At 71.0% G+C, this 20,539-nt stretch carries 14 protein-coding genes; 8 read left to right on the plus strand and 6 right to left on the minus strand.

The features are described 5' to 3' along the window. The first annotated feature begins 230 nt into the window (after positions 1 to 230). The 8 genes from UIS43_RS02340 (at position 231) to UIS43_RS02375 (ending at position 7,230) form a co-directional block, all read left to right on the plus strand. Positions 231 to 464, plus strand: coding sequence for a hypothetical protein (locus tag UIS43_RS02340; RefSeq protein ID WP_071621945.1), 234 nt, complete (start codon positions 231 to 233; stop codon positions 462 to 464). A 330-nt stretch (positions 465 to 794) separates the two neighbouring features. Beyond that, positions 795 to 3,635 carry a DUF4040 family protein gene (locus tag UIS43_RS02345; protein WP_370012299.1) on the plus strand — a complete coding sequence of 947 codons (2,841 nt, stop codon included), beginning with the start codon at positions 795 to 797 and terminating at the stop codon, positions 3,633 to 3,635. Continuing rightward, entirely contained in the window at positions 3,632 to 3,940 is a 309-nt protein-coding gene (locus UIS43_RS02350; protein ID WP_013152765.1) for a sodium:proton antiporter, read from the plus strand. The genes UIS43_RS02345 and UIS43_RS02350 overlap by 4 nt, the downstream gene beginning before the upstream one ends. After that, on the plus strand, positions 3,937 to 5,454 hold the full coding sequence (locus UIS43_RS02355; protein WP_370012301.1) for a monovalent cation/H+ antiporter subunit D family protein: 1,518 nt from the start codon (positions 3,937 to 3,939) through the stop codon (positions 5,452 to 5,454). Before UIS43_RS02350 ends, UIS43_RS02355 begins: the two co-directional genes overlap by 4 nt. After that, positions 5,451 to 5,828, plus strand: a complete 378-nt coding sequence (locus UIS43_RS02360) for a Na+/H+ antiporter subunit E (protein ID WP_013152767.1) — start codon at positions 5,451 to 5,453, stop codon at positions 5,826 to 5,828. Before UIS43_RS02355 ends, UIS43_RS02360 begins: the two co-directional genes overlap by 4 nt. Next, a complete protein-coding gene (locus tag UIS43_RS02365; protein ID WP_013152768.1) occupies positions 5,825 to 6,082 on the plus strand; it encodes a monovalent cation/H+ antiporter complex subunit F in 258 nt (85 codons plus the stop codon). The genes UIS43_RS02360 and UIS43_RS02365 overlap by 4 nt, the downstream gene beginning before the upstream one ends. Then, positions 6,079 to 6,429 (plus strand): monovalent cation/H(+) antiporter subunit G, encoded by a 351-nt coding sequence (mnhG, locus tag UIS43_RS02370; protein ID WP_013152769.1) that lies wholly within the window; start codon positions 6,079 to 6,081, stop codon positions 6,427 to 6,429. Before UIS43_RS02365 ends, mnhG begins: the two co-directional genes overlap by 4 nt. Positions 6,430 to 6,486: 57 nt before the next feature. Next, positions 6,487 to 7,230: a GIDE domain-containing protein gene (locus UIS43_RS02375; RefSeq protein WP_013152770.1), complete on the plus strand. Its 744-nt coding sequence runs from the start codon at positions 6,487 to 6,489 to the stop codon at positions 7,228 to 7,230. Positions 7,231 to 7,463: 233 nt separating this feature from the next. On the opposite strand, the gene dpgD is transcribed toward UIS43_RS02375, so the two are convergent. From dpgD to UIS43_RS02405, 6 genes are all read right to left on the minus strand, one after another. Next, positions 7,464 to 8,279, minus strand: coding sequence for an enoyl-CoA-hydratase DpgD (gene dpgD / locus UIS43_RS02380; RefSeq protein ID WP_358171696.1), 816 nt, complete (start codon positions 8,277 to 8,279; stop codon positions 7,464 to 7,466). A 58-nt stretch (positions 8,280 to 8,337) separates the two neighbouring features. Then, positions 8,338 to 9,681, minus strand: coding sequence for a (3,5-dihydroxyphenyl)acetyl-CoA 1,2-dioxygenase DpgC (gene dpgC, locus UIS43_RS02385; RefSeq protein ID WP_013152772.1), 1,344 nt, complete (start codon positions 9,679 to 9,681; stop codon positions 8,338 to 8,340). A gap of 40 nt (positions 9,682 to 9,721) precedes the next feature. Continuing rightward, on the minus strand, positions 9,722 to 10,477 hold the full coding sequence (locus UIS43_RS02390; protein WP_071621948.1) for a response regulator receiver protein: 756 nt from the start codon (positions 10,475 to 10,477) through the stop codon (positions 9,722 to 9,724). Positions 10,478 to 11,298: 821 nt separating this feature from the next. Further along, positions 11,299 to 12,000: an enoyl-CoA-hydratase DpgB gene (gene dpgB / locus UIS43_RS02395; protein ID WP_370012302.1), complete on the minus strand. Its 702-nt coding sequence runs from the start codon at positions 11,998 to 12,000 to the stop codon at positions 11,299 to 11,301. Between the two features lie 26 nt (positions 12,001 to 12,026). Then, positions 12,027 to 13,148 carry a 3,5-dihydroxyphenylacetyl-CoA synthase DpgA gene (gene dpgA / locus UIS43_RS02400; protein ID WP_197724879.1) on the minus strand — a complete coding sequence of 374 codons (1,122 nt, stop codon included), beginning with the start codon at positions 13,146 to 13,148 and terminating at the stop codon, positions 12,027 to 12,029. A 53-nt stretch (positions 13,149 to 13,201) separates the two neighbouring features. Then, a complete protein-coding gene (locus tag UIS43_RS02405) occupies positions 13,202 to 20,437 on the minus strand; it encodes an amino acid adenylation domain-containing protein (protein ID WP_370012303.1) in 7,236 nt (2,411 codons plus the stop codon). Positions 20,438 to 20,539 lie beyond the last annotated feature (102 nt).

Consider the following 20,539-nt stretch of genomic DNA (forward strand, 5'->3'; position numbering starts at 1 on the left):
GGCCCCGCCCGCGCACCCGCCGGAGGGGTCGGGCGAGTGGGTGCGTCCGGCTGCCCGGAGCCGTCGCCCGCGCCCGCCCGGGGCTCCCGGAGGGCCGGGCGGTCGAAACCAGAACATACTGAGATCCTGTTCACATCCAGTGCGCGGCGCCCTCGTCTGGCCCGCGTGAAGTAGCAGCTGGTACGGTGGCACCCGCTGTGACCCAGCGAGACGTGAGAGGAGGTGCTGTGATGTCCCGGTCAGTGGCCACGGCGCCCCCGTCGCGTCGTCACGCGCCCGTACTCCTCGAAGGCGCCCGCTTCCGCGCCCTGGACGTCTACGCCCGCGTCGGCCGTTCGCGTTTCGCCGAACGGCACAAGCTGCCCGTGCGCAACCCCCGCCCCCTGGGCACCAACGGCTACTCCACCTCGTGGGGTACCAACGCCCACGGCGAACTCAGCTCCTGCCCGCCCGGACGCAGCTGACCCTCCCGCCTCGCCCGAGGCGTCTTCTCCTTTCCGCATGACGGTCGCCCCGTGTCCGCGCGCCGTCGGGTACCGGCCTGCCTACGGCACCGGTATCTGACGTCGGCGTCCGCGGTCCTCTTCGGGTACCGGTCTGCCCACGGCACCGGCATCCGACGTCAGTGCCCGCGGTCCTCTTCGGCTTCCGTCCTGCGCGAGGCACCTTTCGCGTGCCCTCCTCCACCTTTTTTCGCTGAACGCCGACCGTGCCGCACCCCTGTGCGCCACGGCCGTCCCCGGCGTGTGCCCGCATGCCCGGGGACCGGCGCGCAACCGTGAAAGGACAGCGGCGTGCTGCTGCTCCTCCTTGCCGTACTCACCGTCACCACCCTGCTCGTCCCGCTGCTGGGACGCCCGCTGGGCCGCGCCGCGGGGTGGCCCATCGCCCTGGTGCTGACCCTGGCGGCCCTGTGGGTCGGCGCCCGGGGGCCCTCCCTGTGGAACCACGACCGGGTCCTGGAGGCGTCCCTGCCCTGGATGCCCGCCCTCGGCGTGGGCCTGCACCTGCGCATGGACGGCCTAACCTGGCTGTTCTGCGTGCTCGTGCTCGGCGTGGGCGCCCTGGTCATGGCCTACTCCACCCGCTACTTCCCGCCCGGGCGCAGGACCGGCTTCTACGTCCTGATGAGCGCCTTCGCCCTGGCGATGACCGGTCTGGTCCTGGCCGACGACGTGGTCCTGCTCTTCGTCTTCTGGGAGCTGACCACGATCTGCTCCTTCCACCTGATCGGACTGTCCGGACCGGGCGCCTCACGACCGGCCGTGCGCACGTTCCTGCTCACCGCCATGGGCGGCCTGGCGCTGCTGACCGCGGTGGTGCTGCTGTGGGTGCGCACCGGGACCACCCGCCTCAGCGCGATCCTGGGCGACCCGTCCTGGACCCAGGACACCGCCTTCACCGGCACCGTGGCGGTGCTGGTGGTCATCGCGGTGTTCACCAAGTCGGCCCAGTTCCCCTTCCACTACTGGCTGCCCGACGCCATGGCCGCGAGCACCCCGGTGAGCGCCTACCTGCACGCGGCGGCGATGGTCAAGGCCGGCGTCTACCTGGCGATGCGCTTCTCACCGGCCTTCGCGGACACGCCGCTGTGGGGTACCACCCTGGTCGTCGCCGGCCTGACCACCGCCGTGGTCGGCGCCGTGCTGGCCCTGCGACGGCACGACCTGAAGGAGCTCACCGCCTACTCCACGGTCAGCCAACTCGGCTTCCTCGTCGCCGTCATCGGTGTGGGGACCCCGCAGGCGCTCGTCGCCGCCGTCGTGCACACCGCGGCCCACGCCCTGTTCAAGTCGGCGCTGTTCATGTCGGTGGGCGTGATCGACCACCAGACGGGAACCCGGGACCTGCGTGAACTCGGCGGTCTGCGCCGGGCGATGCCCGTCACCGCGGCGGTGAGCGCGCTCGCCGCCCTGTCCATGGCCGGGGTCCCCCCTCTCCTGGGGTTCGTCAGCAAGGAGAACCTCTTCGAGGCGCTTCTCCAGACACCGGGGCCCGCCTGGGCCGGTCCGGTCGCCGGGGCCGTCGCGGTCGTGGCGGCGTCGTTGACCTTCGCCTACGCCTTCCGCTTCGTGTACCTGGCCTTCGGCGGGAGCGGCAGACGCCGTCCCGACCGGGAACCGCCCCGGGAGGCGGGCGCGCTCCTCCTGGCCGCCCCCGTGGTCACCGCGGCGGCGGGCCTGGTCCTGGGGCTGGGAGCCACGGCGCTGAACCCGGCCGTCTCCTGGGCGGCCGGCGACGCGGTCCTGGCTCCCGCGGACTCCCACCTGGCGCTGTGGCACGGACTCAACCCGGCCCTGGGGATGTCGGCCGCCGCCCTGCTCCTGGGCGCCCTCCTGACCTGGGCCTCCCGCTCCGGGGAGAAACTCGCCGGGCGCCGGTTCCTCCCCGTCCGGGGCACAGGCGTCTTCGAACGCGTGCACGCGGCGGTCATCGCCCTGGGAACGCGCGTGGGCGACCTGACCCGCACCGACGCGCCCACCCGCCACCTGGCCGTGCCGTTCGTCATGCTCATCGCGCTCGCCGCCGTGGTCTGCGCTCTCGGACTGGACTACGGGCTGCCGCCCGCTCCCACCTCACGCGCGCTGGACTGGCTCCTGGTGGCGTTGGTGGCGGTCGCGGTGCTCACCTCGGTGGTGACCCGCTCGCGGATGGCCGCCCTGGCCCTGGTCGGGGTCGCCGGGTTCGCCACCGCGCTGTGGTTCGTCTTCCTCGGCGCCGTCGACGTGGCGCTGACCCAGTTGCTGGTGGAGACCCTGACGGTGGTCGTGGCGGTCCTGGTGCTGCGCCGGCTCCCCCGCGAGTTCCACCGGGTCCGCCGCTCACGCACCGCCCTCACCGCGGCGGTCGCCCTGGCCGCGGGAACCGTGGCGGGACTGGGCGCCTACCTGCTCACCGGCCGCAGGGAGCCCTCCGGGGTCAGCGACTACCTGCTCTCCCACGCGCCCGAGGACACCGGCGGCACCAACGTGGTCAACACGATCCTGGTCGACTACCGGGCCCTGGACACACTGGGCGAACTCACCGTCCTGGGGGTGGCCGGCCTGATCATCATCGCCGTCCTGCGCTCGTCCGGTCTCACCGCGAACGGCGAGGTCTCCTCCCGCGTGGCCGGGACCAACCCGGTCTGGGACGCCGACGACAACACCGTCATCATGCGCACCGTGGCGCGCTGGCTCATCCCGCTGCTGGTGCTGTGGTCGCTCTACCTCCTGCTGCGGGGCCACAACGCCCCGGGCGGTGGCTTCATCGCCGGACTGGTCGGCGGTTCGGCCTTCGCCCTGGCCTACCTGACCGCGCCCAGCGCCTCGGCGGCCCGCATCCGCCTGGCCTACCCGGCCTTCATCGCCGCGGGAGTCCTCACCGCCGCGGCCACCGGGCTGCTCGGCTACGCCGACGGGTCCTTCCTGCGGCCCCTGCACGCCGAGATCCCCCTGCCCTGGGGCGGTTACTACCACTTCACCAGCGCGCTCGTCTTCGACGTGGGCGTCTACCTGGCCGTGGTCGGCGTGCTGCTGACCGCGCTCAACCAGCTGGGGCTGCCCCGGAGCGGGCGTAAGAGCCCCCCGGAGCCCGACACGCACCGCACACACGACCCCGTCCAGCACGGTCCGGCCACCGGAGGCACCCGATGACCCTGGCCATCACGATCGGCGTCCTGACCGCCGGAGCCGTCTACCTGATCCTGCAACGCGGCATGGTCCGCGTCGTCCTGGGCTTCGTCCTGCTCAGCCACGGGGTCAACCTCCTGCTGATGTCGGCGGGCGGCGCCTTCCGCCGGGGCGAACCCCTGTTGGGGCGGGACACCGGCGCCGCCATGGCCGACCCCCTGCCCCAGGCGTTCGTGCTCACGGCGATCGTCATCGCCTTCTCCATCACCATCTACATGCTCGCCCTCGCCGCAACCGGTGAGAGCGACGACACCGAGGACGCCTCATGATCCCCGTTCTCCTGCCCGTGCTGGTCGCGGTTCCCCTCCTGACCGCCGCGCTGCTGGTGCTGCCCCTCGCACGCGGGGTGGCCCGCGCCCTGTTCCTGGGGGCCAGCGCCTTCGCGCTCGCCGCCGGTGCCGTACTGGTCTGGTGCACGCGGGAGGGACAGGTACACGCCCACCAGGTGGGTCTGTGGCCCGCCGGGGTGTCCATCCCCTTCGTCGCCGACACCTTCAGCGCGCTGATGGTCACCACCACCGCCCTGTTGGTGCTGGTGTGCTCGGCCTTCGCCGTGGCCACCGGCGAGGCCGGTCGGCGCTTCTTCCCGTCCCTGGTGCTGGTGCTGTCCGCCGGGGTGTACGGGGCGCTGCTCACGGGCGACCTGTTCAACCTCTTCGTGTTCGTCGAGGTGATGCTGCTGCCCTCCTACGGGCTGATGGCCATCGCCGGGACCCTGCGCGGCCTGCGGGGCGGACGGACCTACGTCGCGGTCAACCTGCTCACCTCGACCGTGTTCCTGGCCGGTGTCGCCCTGGTCTACGGCACCGCCGGAACCGTGCAGCTCGGCGAACTCGCGGGCGCCGCCCAGGAGTCGCCCGTGGTCGCGGCCGCCATGGGCGTGGTGCTGCTGGCGATGTCGGTCAAGGCCGCCGTCGTGCCGGTGCACGGCTGGCTGGCGCGCACCTACACCGCGCCCTCCCCGGCGGTGACCGCCCTGTTCTCCGGTCTGCACACCAAGGTCGCCATCTACGCGATCTACCGCCTCTACGCGGTGGTCTTCGGCGGCGAGTCCTCGCTGCTGTGGGTGGGCCTGGTGCTGTTCGGCGCGACCATGCTGATCGGGGTCCTGGGCGCGGTGGGGGAGGACACCACCCGCTCGATCCTGGTCTTCCACATGGTCAGCCAGATCGGCTACATCCTCCTCGGCGTCGCCCTGTTCACCGAACTGGGACTGATGGCGGGCATCTTCTACCTCATCCACCACATGGTGGTGAAGGCGTCCCTGTTCCTGTCCACCGGCGCGATCGAGCACGTCCACGGCACCGGCAGACTCGACCGGCTGGGAGGCGTGGCCCGCCGGGAACCGCTGCTGGCCCTGGCCTTCCTGGGCGCGGCCCTGTCCCTGGCCGGACTGCCGCCCTTCTCCGGGTTCGTCGCCAAGCTCACCCTGGTCGCCGCCGCCTTCGCCGACGGCCAGTGGGCGGTCGCCGCCGTCGCCGTCGCCGTCAGCCTCATCACCCTGATGTCGATGCTCAAGATCTGGGGCTCGGTGTTCTGGGGCCCCGACCCGGGCTCCGGGCCCGAACCCGGGGGCGGACGGTCGGCGCAGGGGAGCGGGACGGTCACCGCGCCCCCGGCCGCCACGAGGATCCGCGCGGGCCTGGTGCTGCCCGCGGCGGCGCTGACCGGCGTCACCCTGTGCGTCGGCCTGGGCGCCCAGGTCCTGCTCGACCTGAGCGCCCAGGCCGCGGCCCATCTGCTGGACACCTCCACCTACGTCGAGGCGGTGACGAACCGATGACCCCCTTCCTGCGCAGGATCCTGCGGATCGCGTGGTTCCCGTTCTTCTACGGCTCCCGGGTGGTGACCTCCACGCTCCAGGTCGCCTGGGACATCCTCACCCCGGGCAGCGCGTCCGTGCCCGCCCTGATCGAGGTCCCGTTGCGCTGCCGCACCGACCTGGAGATCACGGCCGTCGCCAACATGGTCTCCCTGACCCCCGGAACGGTGACCGTGGCCACCCGCACCGACCCGCCCACCCTGTGGGTGCACGGCATGTACACCGCTGACGAGCGGGCCTTCCTCGACGACATCCACCAGATGGAGGACTACCTGTTGGGCCTGACGCGCGCCGGACGGACGCGGGCCGAGCCCCGCGGGGAGGAGACCCGATGAACCCCGTCGACATCGCGCTGCTGCTGCTCGGCGCGTCCATGGTCCTGGCCGCGTACCGGATCCTCTCGGGCCCCGACCGGGCGGACAGGGCCGCCGGGGCCGACGTGGTCCTCTTCGGCTTCGTCGGCCTCGTGGTCGTCCTCGGCCTCCGCGTCGACTCCGCCCTGGTGGTCGACATCGTGCTCGTGTGCGCCCTCGTGGGGTTCCTCTCCGCCCTGTCCCTGGCCCGACTGATCTCCGGAGGCAAACGATGACCCCGTTCGAGACGCTCGCCGTGGCCTGCGTGATCGCGGGCGCGTCCGTGTTCACCGTGGGAGCCCTCGGCCTGGTGCGCCTGCGCGACTTCTACGCCCGCCTGCACGGGGTGTCGGTCTCGGCCGGACTGGGGACGGCCCTGCTCCTGCTCGGTCTGCTGCTGTGGTTCCCCTCGGTGGAGAACGCGCTCAAGATCGGCCTGGCGCTGCTCGTGCAACTGGCCACCGCCGCGGTCGGCGGCAACGCCCTGGCCCGGGCGGGATACCTGGCGGGAACACCGCTTTCCCCCGCCACCCGGCACGACGCCCTCGCTGACGCGGACGCGGACCGCTCGGAGGAGGGCTGACCCTGCTCCGTGCCGGTGGCCCGTCACCACGGCCGCCGGCACGAGGAGGCGGTGACTATGGATGACATGTTCGTCGGTGGAGCGCGGACCGCGCTCCAGCTCCTTGCCCTGCTGGCCACCGTGCTCAGCGCCCTCCTGCTCGCCCGCGTGCTGCGCACGCGCGCACGGTCCACGAGGATGCGCCGCTCCCGGACACCTCCGCTACGGGACCTGCCCCGCTCCGGTACCCCGGTCCTGGTCGACGGGAACGCCGTACCGGGGTCCTCGGGACCGCTGGTGGCCCCCTACTCCGGGACCAGGTGCGTGTGGTACCGGACCGAGGTGTGGGACCACCGCCCCGGTGAGGGCTCGCGCCACGAGCGCCTTCGCGTGAGCCTGGTCCACGCGGAGCAGAGCGAGGCGCCCTTCCTGATCGAGGACAGGACGGGGAGCGCGTGGTGCCACCCCCGTGGAGCCGTCACGGACAAGGTCGCCCTCACCCACGACTCCTTCGTGGTCGACCCCCTGGCGGAGGGCGCTCCGGGCAGGGCGGAGGCGAGGCGGGAGCTGCGGCCCGAGCACGCGCATTCGAGCACCGGCCGCTCCTACCGGGAGTGGGCCATCGCGCCCGGGACCCGTCTGCTGGTCAACGGGACCGCGTACGAGTGGAACGAGGAGACCCTCGTCGCGAGCTCCTCCGACGGGTACCTGCTGCTCTCGACGCGCACCGCCCCACAGGTGTACGACGCCCACCTGACGCGGCAGGTCCTGGCCGGAGCCGCCTTCCTCGGATCCCTCGCGCTCACCCTGTGGCTCCTGTGACCCGGCGATCGCGGACGCGACCATGCCGAAACTGCGCCGCGGCCGACGCCGCCGGACTGCGGACGGGAGGAAGTGTCCCGGTCAGCGGTCGCAGGCGATCGACGACCGCTTGGCCGGGGCGCCGATCAGCCAGCGGGCGGTCGGACGGTGGCGCACCTTCGGTCCAACCCCCGGCGGGTCCCTCGTCAGACCGCCGGGCGAAGGGATCCGCCACCTCGCCCGGCGGCGCGCCCTCAGCGGCCCCGCCACCGGGGAGGGCGTTTCTCGGTGAACGCCCGGGGGCCCTCCCGCGCGTCCTCGCTGCGCGCGCGCCGCTCCTCCCAGAAGAAGCGGCTGCCGAACGCCTGCTCCACGGACAGGTGGGACGAGCGGGCGACGGCCTCCTTGATGGCCCGCACCGACAGGGGCGCGCTGCGCAGGAGGTCGTCCACCCAGCCCTGGACGCACGCGTCCAGCTCCTCGTGCGGGACGACGTCGTTCACCAGGCCCAGGTCCGCCGCGCGGCGCGCGGACATCCGCCGCCCCGTCAACAGGTGGCCCATCGCGATCCGCGCCGGGATCTGCCTGGTGAGCCGGAAGACGCCGCCCGCCCCGGGGACCAGCCCCAGCCGTGCCTCCGGCAGGGCGAACGTCGAGCGCTCGGAGGCGACGATGACGTCACACGCCAGGGCCAGCTCGAACCCGCCCCCCAGGGCGTACCCGTCCACGCGGGCGATGACGGGCTTGGCGAACGCGTGGCGTTCGGTCAGCCGGGGCCAGCCCGGAGCCCCCCGGCTGCCGAAGGTGGTCCCCTCGGCGCCACCGGAGTCCAGTGCCGCCCGTTCCCCCAGGTCCTGGCCCACGGAGAACGCCCGGTCGCCGGCCCCGGTCAGGACCACCGCCCAGACGTCGTCGTCGGCCTCCACGTCGTCCCAGACCTCGGCGAGTTCCTCGTGGGTCCGCAGGTCCATGGCGTTCAGGACGTGGGGGCGGTCGATGGTCACGCGGGCGACCCCGTCCTCCTTCACGTACCGGACCCGTGGCGGGGCGGTCTCCTGCTCTGCGGACATGGTCCTCCGTAGGTTGGCGGGCGGTCCGGCCCGGCGCGGCGGGCCCTCCGGTCCGATCTCAGGCGCGCGCCGCGGTGAAGCGGCCGGTCTTGGTGATGACGTCCTCGCTGTACAGGCGCAGCGACTGCTGGAGCGCGAACTCCGACATGTAGGCGCGGAAGGGCTCCGCCGGGTTCTCCGCCAGCTGGAGCATGCGCCTGTTCGTGACGACGGCCGGGCTGTCCATGCGTTCGGCCGCCTCCTCCACGGCGGCGTCCAGCAGGGCCGGGTCGACCACGTGGTCGAAGAGCGCGGCCGCCTGCGGCTCGGTGGCCCAGATCCGCCGGCCCCAGAGGATGACCTCCCGGGAGAGCCGGGTGCCGCCGACGCGGCCGAGCCGGAGGTTGGCCACACCGGGGACGATGCCCTCCTGCGCCGCCGGGAGGCTGAAGTAGGAGTCCTCACCGGCGATCACCCTGTCGAAGACCAGCAGCAGCTGGGCCCCGCCGCCGATGGCGAAGGCGTCGACCGCGGCCACCCACGGCTTGTGGACCGTCGGAGCCCGCCACGAGTCCGGTCCCTCGACGGCCAGGCCCCGGACGATCTTGTTGATGTAGCCGAGCTCCCGCCGGAGCAGGAAGTCCACGAGGGAGATCCGTCCGGCGTGCAGTTCCTTGAGGTTGATCCCCGCGCTGAACACACGCCTGCCCCGGTGGCGAGGGTGCTCCATCGGGCCGCCCCGCAGTACGCCGACTCCCACGTCGGGGTCGAGCAGCACCAGGTCCACCGCGGTCTCCATGGAGTCCACCTGGTCGTTGTCCTCGGCGTTGAGCCGGTCCGCGCCGCACATGGTCACGTGCGCGGTGGAGCCGATCCTCTCCAGCCGGACGGAGCCGAGGTCCGCGACGCCGGTCCTGCGGTACTCGGGGTACAGGGCCCGGGCTCGGCCGGTGGGGCGGAGCATCGAGTCGACGAGGTGCCGCCCCGCCGCCTCGGAGCCCAGGACGGCCCGGAAGAAGATCCCCTGGTCGATCTCCAGGCCCTCCTTGTGGGCTTGGAGCCGGGCGGACTCGGTAGCCATCTGATCGGGGGTCGGCACCAGGCCGGGGAACCGGGTCGCAGCGTCCGTGACCAGTTCGCGCAGGCGCGGGCGCCGCCGGTGGCCGTCGGTGAGGTCACCGTAGACGCTGTCCACGTGCGCGTCGAGGAACCGGGAGCGGACGGCACGGAGGGTGTCCTTGGCCCGGGAGACGGCCTGGTGCTCCTCGGGCGTGCGCCGCGCGGGCTCGGCGGCCGCCGCGAGCACCTCGTCCAGACGCAGGGCGGCGTCACCGAGGACCCCGGCCGCCGTCGGCAGGTCGTGGGGGAGCGCTGTGGCGTCGACCTTGGCCAGAGCGTCCGCCGCCGTGAGCAGGGCGTTCATCGTTGAGGACTCCGAAGTGGGGGAAGGGGGCCGGAGGGCGTCAGAAGCACCAGTTGATCTGGGCGGGAACGTCCGGAAGCGGGGACGCCGTCTCCTTCGGGCCGGTTCCGGCCTCGGAGCACAGGCGGTACAGGCCGAGCTGGTGGGCCCTGAGGCCGGCCTTGAAGCGGGACGAGGCCCCGAGCGCGGACATGACGCCCGCCACGTGGCGGCGGTAGGTACGGACGGACACGCCCATGCAGCGGGCCGCGGACTCGTCCTTCATCCCGGAGCACAGGTAGTACATCGCCCGTGCCTGGTTGTCGTTGTCGAGGATGCCGAGGGCGTCCCGCAGGTTGGAGAAGCCCACCGCGCGGTCCCAGAGGGCGCACTGGTAGCGGATCATCCAGTCGATCATCCCCGGGGAGCGCACGACGCGCAGCTTGGTCGCGTCGTCGGCCCGGTTGGACTCGACGAAGCCGACACGCGAGCCGATCACCAGCATCGTGGGGAACCCGTCGGGGGCCACGCGGACGCGCACGCCCCGGTCGGAGAGGAGCGCGATCGCCCGCCGGTTCCCTCCTTCCAGCAGGTCCGAGTGGGTGGCCGTCATTCTGAGGTCGATCCTGCGGGAGGGACCTGCGGACTCGGTGATCCTGGTGACGGCGGAGGCACCGAGGATCGAGGCCGAAACGGTCGTCATCCGAACCTCGGGGAGGGGGTCCCCGAGCAGTTCCACCTCTTCCCAGAACCGGGCCGTGAGGTCGCGGGCGTCGACATCCTCGTCCCCGCCGTCCAGGGGAGGAGCCAGATTCATCTTCCAGTGGGCACCAGGGTTTTCGAGATGGTCGTTCGGGGGAGTGGGGGATTCGGCGCCCTCCTCGAGAGAAACGTCGATGCAGGGTTCCCGAATAGCCGGTTCATTCATTTTTGAAAGATGTCTCGCTGGGGGTTCGCGATATAGTGAAGTGACCATATTGAGTGTTCCAGTATGGGCTGTTTCCATCAATGTCTTGGCCAGTTGTGGACATGGTGACAACGCCGACCACTTCGCAGGCGGACGCCGGGGCGCGGGTACGACGGGTCGCGTGCGCCGGTCTGCGGAAAACCGCTGCGAAACCGGGACCGACGCGGCGCGGCATGGTCACCCGTGACCTCCCCCTGCTCCGCCGTCCTGCCCGAGCGGGCCGATCGCGCGCGTGGAAAGCCGAAGGACGGCCCGGCCGCCAAGGACGCGGTCATCGAAGTCCAGGCCGGCCGGACGATCGCCCCCGAAACCGGGAACACCGGGCTCGAACGCCGGTCGGGACCGGACTCGGCCGACTCCGCCGCGCCGCTCCCGACCGATCCCACCCCCGCTCACCGCGCACGTCCGGTGGCGGGAAAACGGGCGAGCAGCCCGGAGGGCACGCCCCGGCCCGCCGCCGGGATCCCCGCCAGCCCGTGCGGAGCGTAGGCCCCCGCCGTCCGGATCGCCGAAAATTTCTGGACAGCCGCCACCACCCGAATAGTCGCCAGCGCCGAATGGATGGAGTTTTGGGCGGATTTTCGTTCAACAATGCAGGCGTTTTCGGTACCGCGTTCCGGAATTCGGCCGGGCGCCTTCCCCCGCGTGAGGGGCGCCCAGCCGGATGCGCGTCACACGCGTGCCGGTTCCTCCGACGGGGTCTGGTCCCGCAGACGCCTCAGCTCACGGTCACAGGCCGACAGGTGGCGGCCCAGGGCGTCCTCGAAGGCCGTCGAGGACGCCTCCATCGCCAGGCGGCGACGGATCGCGAACTCCGGCCCGGAGCGGGCGGCGACCGACGCCAACAGGGACTCCACCCTCGCGTCCGCCGGGTCGAGCACCTCGTCCACCAAGCCCAGCCCACGGGCCTCCTCCGCCGGGAACGGAAGACCCAGCAGCGCGCAACGGCGGGCCGCTCCGTGCCCGGCCTGCTGGCGCAGGCGGTACAGGACCATGCCGGGCCACGCGGTCTCCTCCGTCGCGGGGAAGCGCAGGCTCGACCCGGGCGCCATGATCCTGAGGTCGCTGGAAAGGAGGAGTTCGGCCGCGACCCCGCCGCAGTCCGCCTCGACGATCGCCACGGTGGCGATATCCACCCGCTCCAGACGGCGCAGCGCCCGCTCCCACTTGTTCACCGTGTGGACGGTGACCTCGTCGGACACGGGAAGGCCCGTGGGGACCCCCCGGAGGCGAAGCGTTCCGACGGTCCCGGGGCCCGCGTCCTCACACGCGTCCGCGAACGCGTTCACCTCGGCCACGAGCGCGGCGGACAACGGAAGTGAGCCGTCGATCCGCAGGTCCGGCGCGTTGCCGTCGTTGGACGTACTGGTCACTGTGTCTCCTCTGTTCGAAGGGGTTGTCACCACTGGCACAGCGCTGCCTCGATCGTCGATCCGGGACCCATGGTCATGAGGACGCCGTGGTCGCCGGGGGAGGCGACGCCCTCCTCCAGGAGCTGCTGGTACGAGAACAGGAAGGAACCGCTGGACAGGTTGCCGTAGTCGCGGAGCACGCTCGTCGTGTGCCGGACGTCGTACCTGGTCAGGCCGAGGTTGACCATGACCGAATCGATGACCTTCTTGCCGCCGGAGTGCACCGTCCAGTGCCGGATGTCGCTGCGGCGCAACCCGGTGCCGTCCAGCAGGCGGTCGATGATGATGTTGGCGTGGGCCCCCACGACGTAGGGCACCTCGGGGTCCAGGAAGAAGCTGAACCGGCCCTGCTCGGAGTCCCAGTCGTAGCGCATGGCGGGAAGGGCGTCCACGATGATCTGGCTGGAGAACTTCAGCAGACGCGGACCGGTGGGCTCCGGGCGGTCCGCGGTGTCGCCGGAGACCACGGCGATCGCGGCCGAACCGTCTCCGAACAGGCTGTTCACCACGGACGTGCGCATCGTCCCGTCGAACACGTAGGCGGCGGAGCAGGCCTCGATGCACACCATGACGGCGAGCTTGCCGGGGTGGGCCCGCGCCCACCCGGCGACGGCGTTGAGCGCGTTCAGCCCCGCGTTGCAGCCCATTCCGACGACGTCCAGACGGCTGGCGCTGGAGGGGATGCCCAGCTCACGGATGAGCAGGGCGCTGAACCCCGGGGTGAGGAAGCCGGTTGTGGTGACACAGCACAGGTAGCCGATGTCGGACAGGTCGGCCCCCGCCCTCTTCAGGCACTCCTGGAGGGCGCGGGCTCCCATGTCGACACCCTGCCGCCTGTGCTTGTCCAGCAGCTCTCCCTGGACCTCCATGACCCGTCCGCCGTCCGGCCCCTCCGGGGGGAGGGTGAGGTGGCGCCGGTCGATGGCGCTGTTGCGGAAGACCGAGCGGATTCTCGGATCCCGGATGTCGAAGATCTCCAGGAGTTCGTCCTGGGAGTAGGAGGTGGGCGGGACCGCCGTTCCGACACCGACGATCGCCGCGGGGGCTCCGCCACGGTCGGCGGCTGCGGGAGCCCGGCTCTCCGGAGCGGTTGCGAGATGTGCGTTCACACGGGAATCCATTTCTTGTGGATACGGACCTGGGCGTGATGGGCGGGTGGGCGTCAGCGGTTCGGGGTGCCGTCCAGCCGGTCCACCTGGGGAAGGAGAGAGGCGACCAGGGGGCCCACCGACCCGGCGGACCGGGGCGAGAGCAGGGCGAAGTGGTCGACCGCGGTGGCACGGACACGCACGTCCGAACCGAGGAGGTCCGCCCAGCCGTGCGTGGCGGGGGGTTCGTCCCCCTCCTGACGCGCCTCCACGAAGGCGGTCGGCACGTCCGTCCCCGCCGAACGGTGCGCGGCCATCGCCGCCACGTTGTGGCGCGCGATCTGGAAGAGGCGCTCCAGGACGGGGCCGTCCAGGGACGAGAGAGCGCTCCCCCTCGCCTCCAGGGCCGCGCGTACGTCCGGGGTCCGCGGCCGGTCGTCCGCGGGACCGACCGGCACCACGAGGCCGTCGAACGCGGCCGAGCACACGTCCTCCGGGGACGGGTCGGGGTCGGTCCGGTCGGCGCCGCCGACGTGGGCGTCCAGGAGGATCAGCCGGTCGGGGGCCTCCCCGGCCTCGGTCAGCTCGCGCGCCGCCTGCTGGGCCACGGTGCCGCCGAAGGACCAGCCCAGCAGCACGCGGCGACGGTCTGAGGAGAGTTTGCGGATCCGTTCCGCGTGGTGCGAGGCGAGTTCCGCCACCGTGAGGGGAAGGACCTCGTCCGTCTCCAGGCGCGGGTCGTGGAGGATGTGGACGGGGCGATCCGACGGCAGGTGCCCCAGCAGACTGGAGTAGCACCAGCCCAGGCCGTTGACGGGTGGGAAGAGGAAGAGCGGGGGCAGGTCGCCGTCGCCGTGGTAGGTCACCACCCCGCCGATGCCGGGGGAGCGGCCGTCGCGCTGGAAGAGGCCGTCCGACAGCAGCCGTTCGGCCAGGCCGGCCACGGTGGGGGTTTCGAAGAGTGCACGCACTCCGGCGCGCACGCCCAGAACCGAGCGGACCCGCCCCATGAGTCGGGTCGCGGACAGTGAGTGCCCGCCCAGGGCGAAGAAGTCATCGTCGATCCCGACCCGCTCCACACCGAGCACCTGGGCGAACAGCCCGCACAGGACCTCCTCACGCGGGTTGCGCGGAGCACGACCCGTACCCGAAACCACCTCCGGGGCGGGCAGTGCGGTTCGGTCGACCTTGCCGTTGACGGTCAACGGCAACGACTCCAGCCCGACCACGGCCCAGGGCACCATGTACTCCGGCACCACCCGACCCAGATCACGACGCACCCGCTCAGAATCGATCGTCCTGCCCGGCTCGGGGACCACATAGGCCACCAGGCGTTTGTCGCCGTCCGCGCTCTGATGCACCGAGGCCACCGCGTCAGCCACCCCGTCCAGAGCCGTGGTGGCGGCCTCGATCTCACCCAACTCGATACGAAAACCCCGCACCTTGACCTGGTCGTCGGAGCGGCCCACGAACACCAACTCGCCCCGCTGGGTCCAGCGGACCAGGTCCCCGGTGCGATACATCCGCTCACCAGGAGCGAAGGGACAGGCCACGAACCGTGAAGCGGTCAGGGAGGGCTGGTTGACATACCCCCGGGCCAGACCCGCACCAGAGATGTAGAGCTCGCCCACCACCCCGGCCGGGACCAGGGACAACCCCTCATCCAGAACGAACACCTCGGTACTGGCGACCGGTCCACCGATGGTCACGGGACCGTCCTGCCCAAGCGGCCGCAGGGGTTCCGACACCGTCGCACACACGGTGCCCTCCGTCGGCCCGTAGGCGTTGTGCATGCTGCGACCCGGCGCCCACAGATCGACCAGGTGCTGAGGGCACGCCTCCCCACCGACGACCAGTCGGCGCAGTGAGGGGAGGCCGTTCCCGGGCATCGTCGCGAGCACCGCGACGGGCACGGTCAAGGAGGTCACACGCTGCTCCGCGACGAACTCCGAGAGCTCGAACCCGGTCAGGCCCTCGTCGGGGATGACCAGAGTGGCGCCCTGGCAGAGCGGCGCGTAGATCTCCTGGACGGAGACGTCGAAGGCGGGCGAGATGCACAGGGCGACCCGGTCGCCCTCTCGCAGAGGGTTGCAGGAGACGAGCCGGTCGATTCCGGTGTGGGTGACGGCCACCCCCTTGGGCACACCGGTCGATCCCGAGGTATGGATGACATAGGCGGTGTTGGCCAACCTCAACGCAGACACACGGTCGCGGTCGCTCAAGGGCCCGCACGCATACCCGCTCAGGTCCAACTCCTGGAGGAGGACGGACTCGATCCCCTCGGGCGGCACGTGGGCGGCCCCATCGACCAGCGCCAGGCGGGCCCCGGTCCCGGACACGATGTGCCGCTGACGCGCAGACGGATAATCCGGATCCACGGGCACATACACGCCACCCGCCTTCATCACCGCGAGCAGGCTCACCACCAGCCCCACACCCCGGCCCATCGACACCACCACGGGCACTTCCGGACCCACCCCACGCGCCACCAACCACCGCGCCACACGATTGGACCGCGCGTCCAACTCCGCGTACGTCAACCGCTCCGAACCCGACTCGACCGCCACCGCCTGGGGCGAGTGCTCTGCCTGGGAGCGGAAGGAGTCCACGATGGTGCCCGGTGTGTGCGCGGTGGTCGGGCCCGTGCCCCAGGCGCGTAGCCGGTGGTGTTCGTCTGCTCCCAGGATGTGCAGGTCGCGGACCGCCACGTCCGGGTCCGCGCACACCTGCTCCACCACCCGCACCAGGCGCTCACCCAAAAGACGGGCGCTGGCCCGGTCGAACAGATCCCGGGAATAGACCACACTCACCCGCAACCCGCCCGCGGCATCCACCCCGAACCCGAAGAACAGATCGAACTTGGCCGCCACCTCAGCGACCTGCACCGACACACCCTCCACCCCGGGAAGCTCCACACCCGAATACCCGCCGTCCTCCTCCCAAGCCACCGACACCTGGAACAGGGGATGGCGGGCCAGCGACCGTGACGGGCGCAGTGCTTCCACCACCCGCTCGAAGGGCACCTGGGCGTGATCGAAAGCCGCCAGATCCGCCTCCCGCACCCGCCCCAACAACTCCGCGAAAGACGGATCACCGCTCAGGTCGGTGCGCAGCACCACGGTGTTGACGAAGAACCCCACCAGGTCCTCCAACGCCGGATCCTCACGCCCCTCCACCACGGTGCCCACCACCACGTCGGTGCCAGCACCGAGCCGGCTCAGCAGGGCGGCGACCGCGGCTTGGGCGATCATGAACACCGTGGCGCCGCTGGCCCGGGCGAGTTCACGCACCCGCCCCAGCGTCCCTTCCGGGGCGGGCACGCTGATCTGTCCTCCCTGGTAGGAGGAGACAGCCGGGCGGGGCCGGTCGGTGGGCAACACCAGCTCCTCCGGAGCCCCGGCCAGGTGCTGACGCCAGAACTCGACCTGCTCCCGAGCCAGGTCGGTGGGTTCATCGTCGCTGCCCCACAACTCGTGCTGCCACAGCGCGTAGTCCACGTACTGCACCGGCAGCTCCTCCCACCGGGGAGTCTGACCGCTGCACCGGGTTTGGTAGGCCTGGCCCAGATCCCGGGAGAGCGGCCCCATCGAGGCGCCGTCCCCCGCGATGTGATGCACCACCAACACCAACACCCACTCCTGAACAGCACCCGTTTCAGGTAGCACCCGCACCAGATGGGCGTGCACGGGAATGTCGTGTTCCAGATCGAACAGATGAGCCGCGTGATCAGCCACCACCGCACCCACCCGACCGGGCGGGCACTCACTGACCCCCAGCTCCACCCGCCCCCCGGTGTCAGCCTCCAGCACCCGCTGCACCGGTTCACCGTTCACCTCGGCGAACACCGTCCGCAACACCTCATGCCGACCCACCACGTCATTGAGCGCCGCACCCAACGCACCCACATCCACCGGCCCCCGCACACGCGTCACCACCGGAATGTTGTACGTGGCCGAAGCACCCTCCAACCGCGACAAAAACCACAACCGACGCTGAGCAAACGACAACGGCACCACACCAGGCCGCCGCCCCACACGCGACAACCCCACCACCCCACCCGAACCCCCCGACCCCTCCAACCGCGGCAACAACCCCGCCACCGTGGGAGCTTCGAAGAGTGCCCGTACTCCCGCGCGCACGCCCAGAACCGAGCGCACCCGCCCCATCAACCGAGTCGCCGACAGCGAATGCCCGCCCAGAGCGAAGAAGTCATCATCGATCCCGACCCGCTCCACACCGAGCACCTGGGCGAACAGCCCGCACAGGACCTCCTCACGCGGATTACGCGGAGCACGACCCTGGCCCGAGGCCACTTCGGGTGCGGGCAGTGCGGTTCGGTCGACCTTGCCGTTGACCGTCAACGGCAACAACTCCAGCCCGACCACGGCCCAGGGCACCATGTACTCCGGCACCACCCGACCCAGATCACCACGCACCCGCTCAGAATCGATCGCCCTGCCCGGCTCGGGGACCACATAGGCCACCAGGCGCTTGTCGCCGTCCGCGCTCTGATGCACCGAAGCCACCGCGTCAGCCACCCCGTCCAGAGCCGTGGTCGCGGCTTCGATCTCACCGAGTTCGATACGAAAACCCCGTACCTTGACCTGGTCGTCGGAGCGGCCCACGAAGATCAGCTCGCCCCGACTGGTCCAGCGGACCAGGTCCCCGGTGCGATACATCCGCTCGCCGGGTGCGAAGGGGCAGGCCACGAACCGTGAAGCGGTCAGGGAGGGCTGGTTGACATACCCCCGGGCCAGACCCGCACCAGAGATGTAGAGCTCACCCACCACCCCGGCCGGGACCAGGGACAACCCCTCATCCAGAACAAACAGCCGAGTACCCGCCACCGGACCACCCATCGACGGGACGTCCCGCTCGGTGATCCGGGCGCTGGTCGCGTTGACGGTCGTCTCCGTCGGGCCGTAGTAGTTGTAGCCCGACGTCTCCGATCGGGCCAGCCTGTTCCACAGCGATTCGCCTATCGCTTCGCCACCGGTTGACACGATGGCGGGGCGGTGCCGGGGATCGTCCAACAGGCCCGCGTTCACCAGGTACTGGGCGAGCGTCGGTGTCGTGTTCAGGAAGTCGATGCGCTGCTCGACGACGTAGTCCTTGAGCAGGTCGGCGTCATGCCGGACCTCATCGCTGATCAGGTGCAGCTCGTGACCGGCGAGCATGCCCGCGATCTCGTCCCAGCAGGCGTCGAAGGAGAAGGGCGCGATGAGCGCCAGCCGCATCCGGCTCTTCCCCGCGGACCGGCACTCCGGTGCGAGGAGTCCGTCCCGGATCGATCCCAGGTGGGCCCGGAGGGATCGGTGTTCCACGATCACGCCCTTGGGGACTCCGGTCGAGCCGGACGTGTGGATCACGTAGGCCGGATGTTCTGGAGAGGGGCGGTCCTCGGGCCCGGGGTCGTCGGTGGACTGGAGGTCGATCTCCGCGCGGACGTCCTGGCTGTCCAGGACGAGTCTGGGTACGCCGAGCTCCCGTCCTTGGCTCCAGGCGCCGGTGGTCACGATCAGCGAGGGGCGGTTGTTCGCGAGGATGAGGGCGGTCCGGTCCGCTGGAGAGTCGGGTTCGACCGGAACGAAGGCGCCGCCCGCCTTGAGCACGGCCAGCATGGAGACCAGCAGGTCACAGGTGCGGGGTAGCGCCAGAACCACCCGGCTCTCAGCTCCCACGCCTCGCTGACGGAGCACGGCCGCGAGTCGGTTCGCGCGCGTGTTCAACGTCCTGAAGTCGAGTTCGCCGTCCTGCGCGACCAGGGCGATCTCGTCGGGGGCCGTCTCCACCTGGGCGCGGAAGACGTCGAGGACCGTTTCCAGGGGGGCCGCGGCGGCGGGCTCGGCCGTCCCCCAGTCCTGGAGAAGGGTCTTCCGCTCCTCCGGGGCCAGGGAATCGAACTGGCTCACCGCGGTGTCCGGATTCGCGCACGCCTGTTCCAGCATCCGCACCAGGCGCTCACCCAACAGCCGGGCCGTCTCCTCGTCGAAGAGGTCCCTCGTGTAACCGACGTTCACGCTGAGCTGGAGACCGCTCCCGTCGAGGGCTTCCGCCTCCTCGAAGCTGAATTCGAGGTCGAAGTGCACGGCATCGCTCTGTACACGGTGAGCTGTGCTCACCAGGCCGGGCAGCGACATCATGTCCGCGCCGCCACTGGTGTACGACACGAACACCTGGAACAGGGGATGGCGAGCCAGCGACCGAGACGGGCGCAGTGCTTCCACCACCCGCTCGAAGGGAACCTGGGCGTGATCGAAAGCCGCCAGATCCGCCTCCCGCACCCGCCCCAACAACTCCGTAAAAGACGGATCACCGCTCAGGTCGGTGCGCAGCACCACGGTGTTGACGAAGAACCCCACCAGGTCCTCCAACGCCGGATCCTCACGCCCCTCCACCACCGTGCCCACCACCACATCGGTGCCCGCACCCAACCGGCTCAACACCGCGGCCACCGCCGCCTGGGCGACCATGAACACCGTCGCGCCGCTGGCCCGGGCGAGTTCACGCACCCGCCCCAACGCCCCTTCCGTGGCGGGCACGCTGACCTGTCCTCCCTGGTAGGAGGAAACAGCCGGGCGGGGCCGGTCAGTGGGCAACACCAACTCCTCCGGAGCCCCGGCCAGGTGCTGACGCCAGAACCCGACCTGCTCCCGAGCCAGATCAGTGGGTTCATCGTCGCTGCCCCACAACTCGTGCTGCCACAGCGCGTAGTCCACGTACTGCACCGGCAACTCCTCCCACCGGGGAGTCTGACCGCTGCACCGGGTTTGGTAGGCCTGGCCCAGATCCCGGGAGAGCGGCCCCATCGAGGCGCCGTCCCCCGCGATGTGATGCACCACCAACACCAACACCCACTCCTGAACAGGACCTGGCGCGGCCTCCTGGCTAGAACCTGGATCGGCCTTCTGCTCAGCACCCGCCGCGAGCTTCTGTTCAGCACCCGCCTCAGGTAGCACCCGCACCAGGTGCGCATGGACAGGAATGTCATGTTCCAGGTCGAATAGATGAGCCGCATGATCAGCTACGACCGCGCCCACATCCTCAGGAGCGCACTCGCTGACCCCCAGCTCCACCCGACCCCCGGTGTCAGCCTCCAGCACCCGCTGCACCGGTTCACCGTTCACCTCGGCGAACACCGTCCGCAACACCTCATGACGGCCCACCACGTCATTGAGCGCCGCACCCAACGCACCCACATCCACCGGCCCCCGCACACGCGTCACCACCGGAATGTTGTACGTGGCCGAAGCACCCTCCAACCGCGACAAAAACCACAACCGACGCTGAGCAAACGACAACGGGTACACGGATCGGCCTCTCTGAAAGGGGTGCGGGCGTGGGGAGACACGGAAAAGGTCAGGTTTGCGGAATGGGTGACGGACGCCTGCGGTTCATCTCCTCCGCCGTGT

The organism is Nocardiopsis sp. LDBS0036 (assembly GCF_041228755.1).
GTDB classification, from domain to species: Bacteria; Actinomycetota; Actinomycetes; order Streptosporangiales; family Streptosporangiaceae; genus Nocardiopsis; species Nocardiopsis dassonvillei.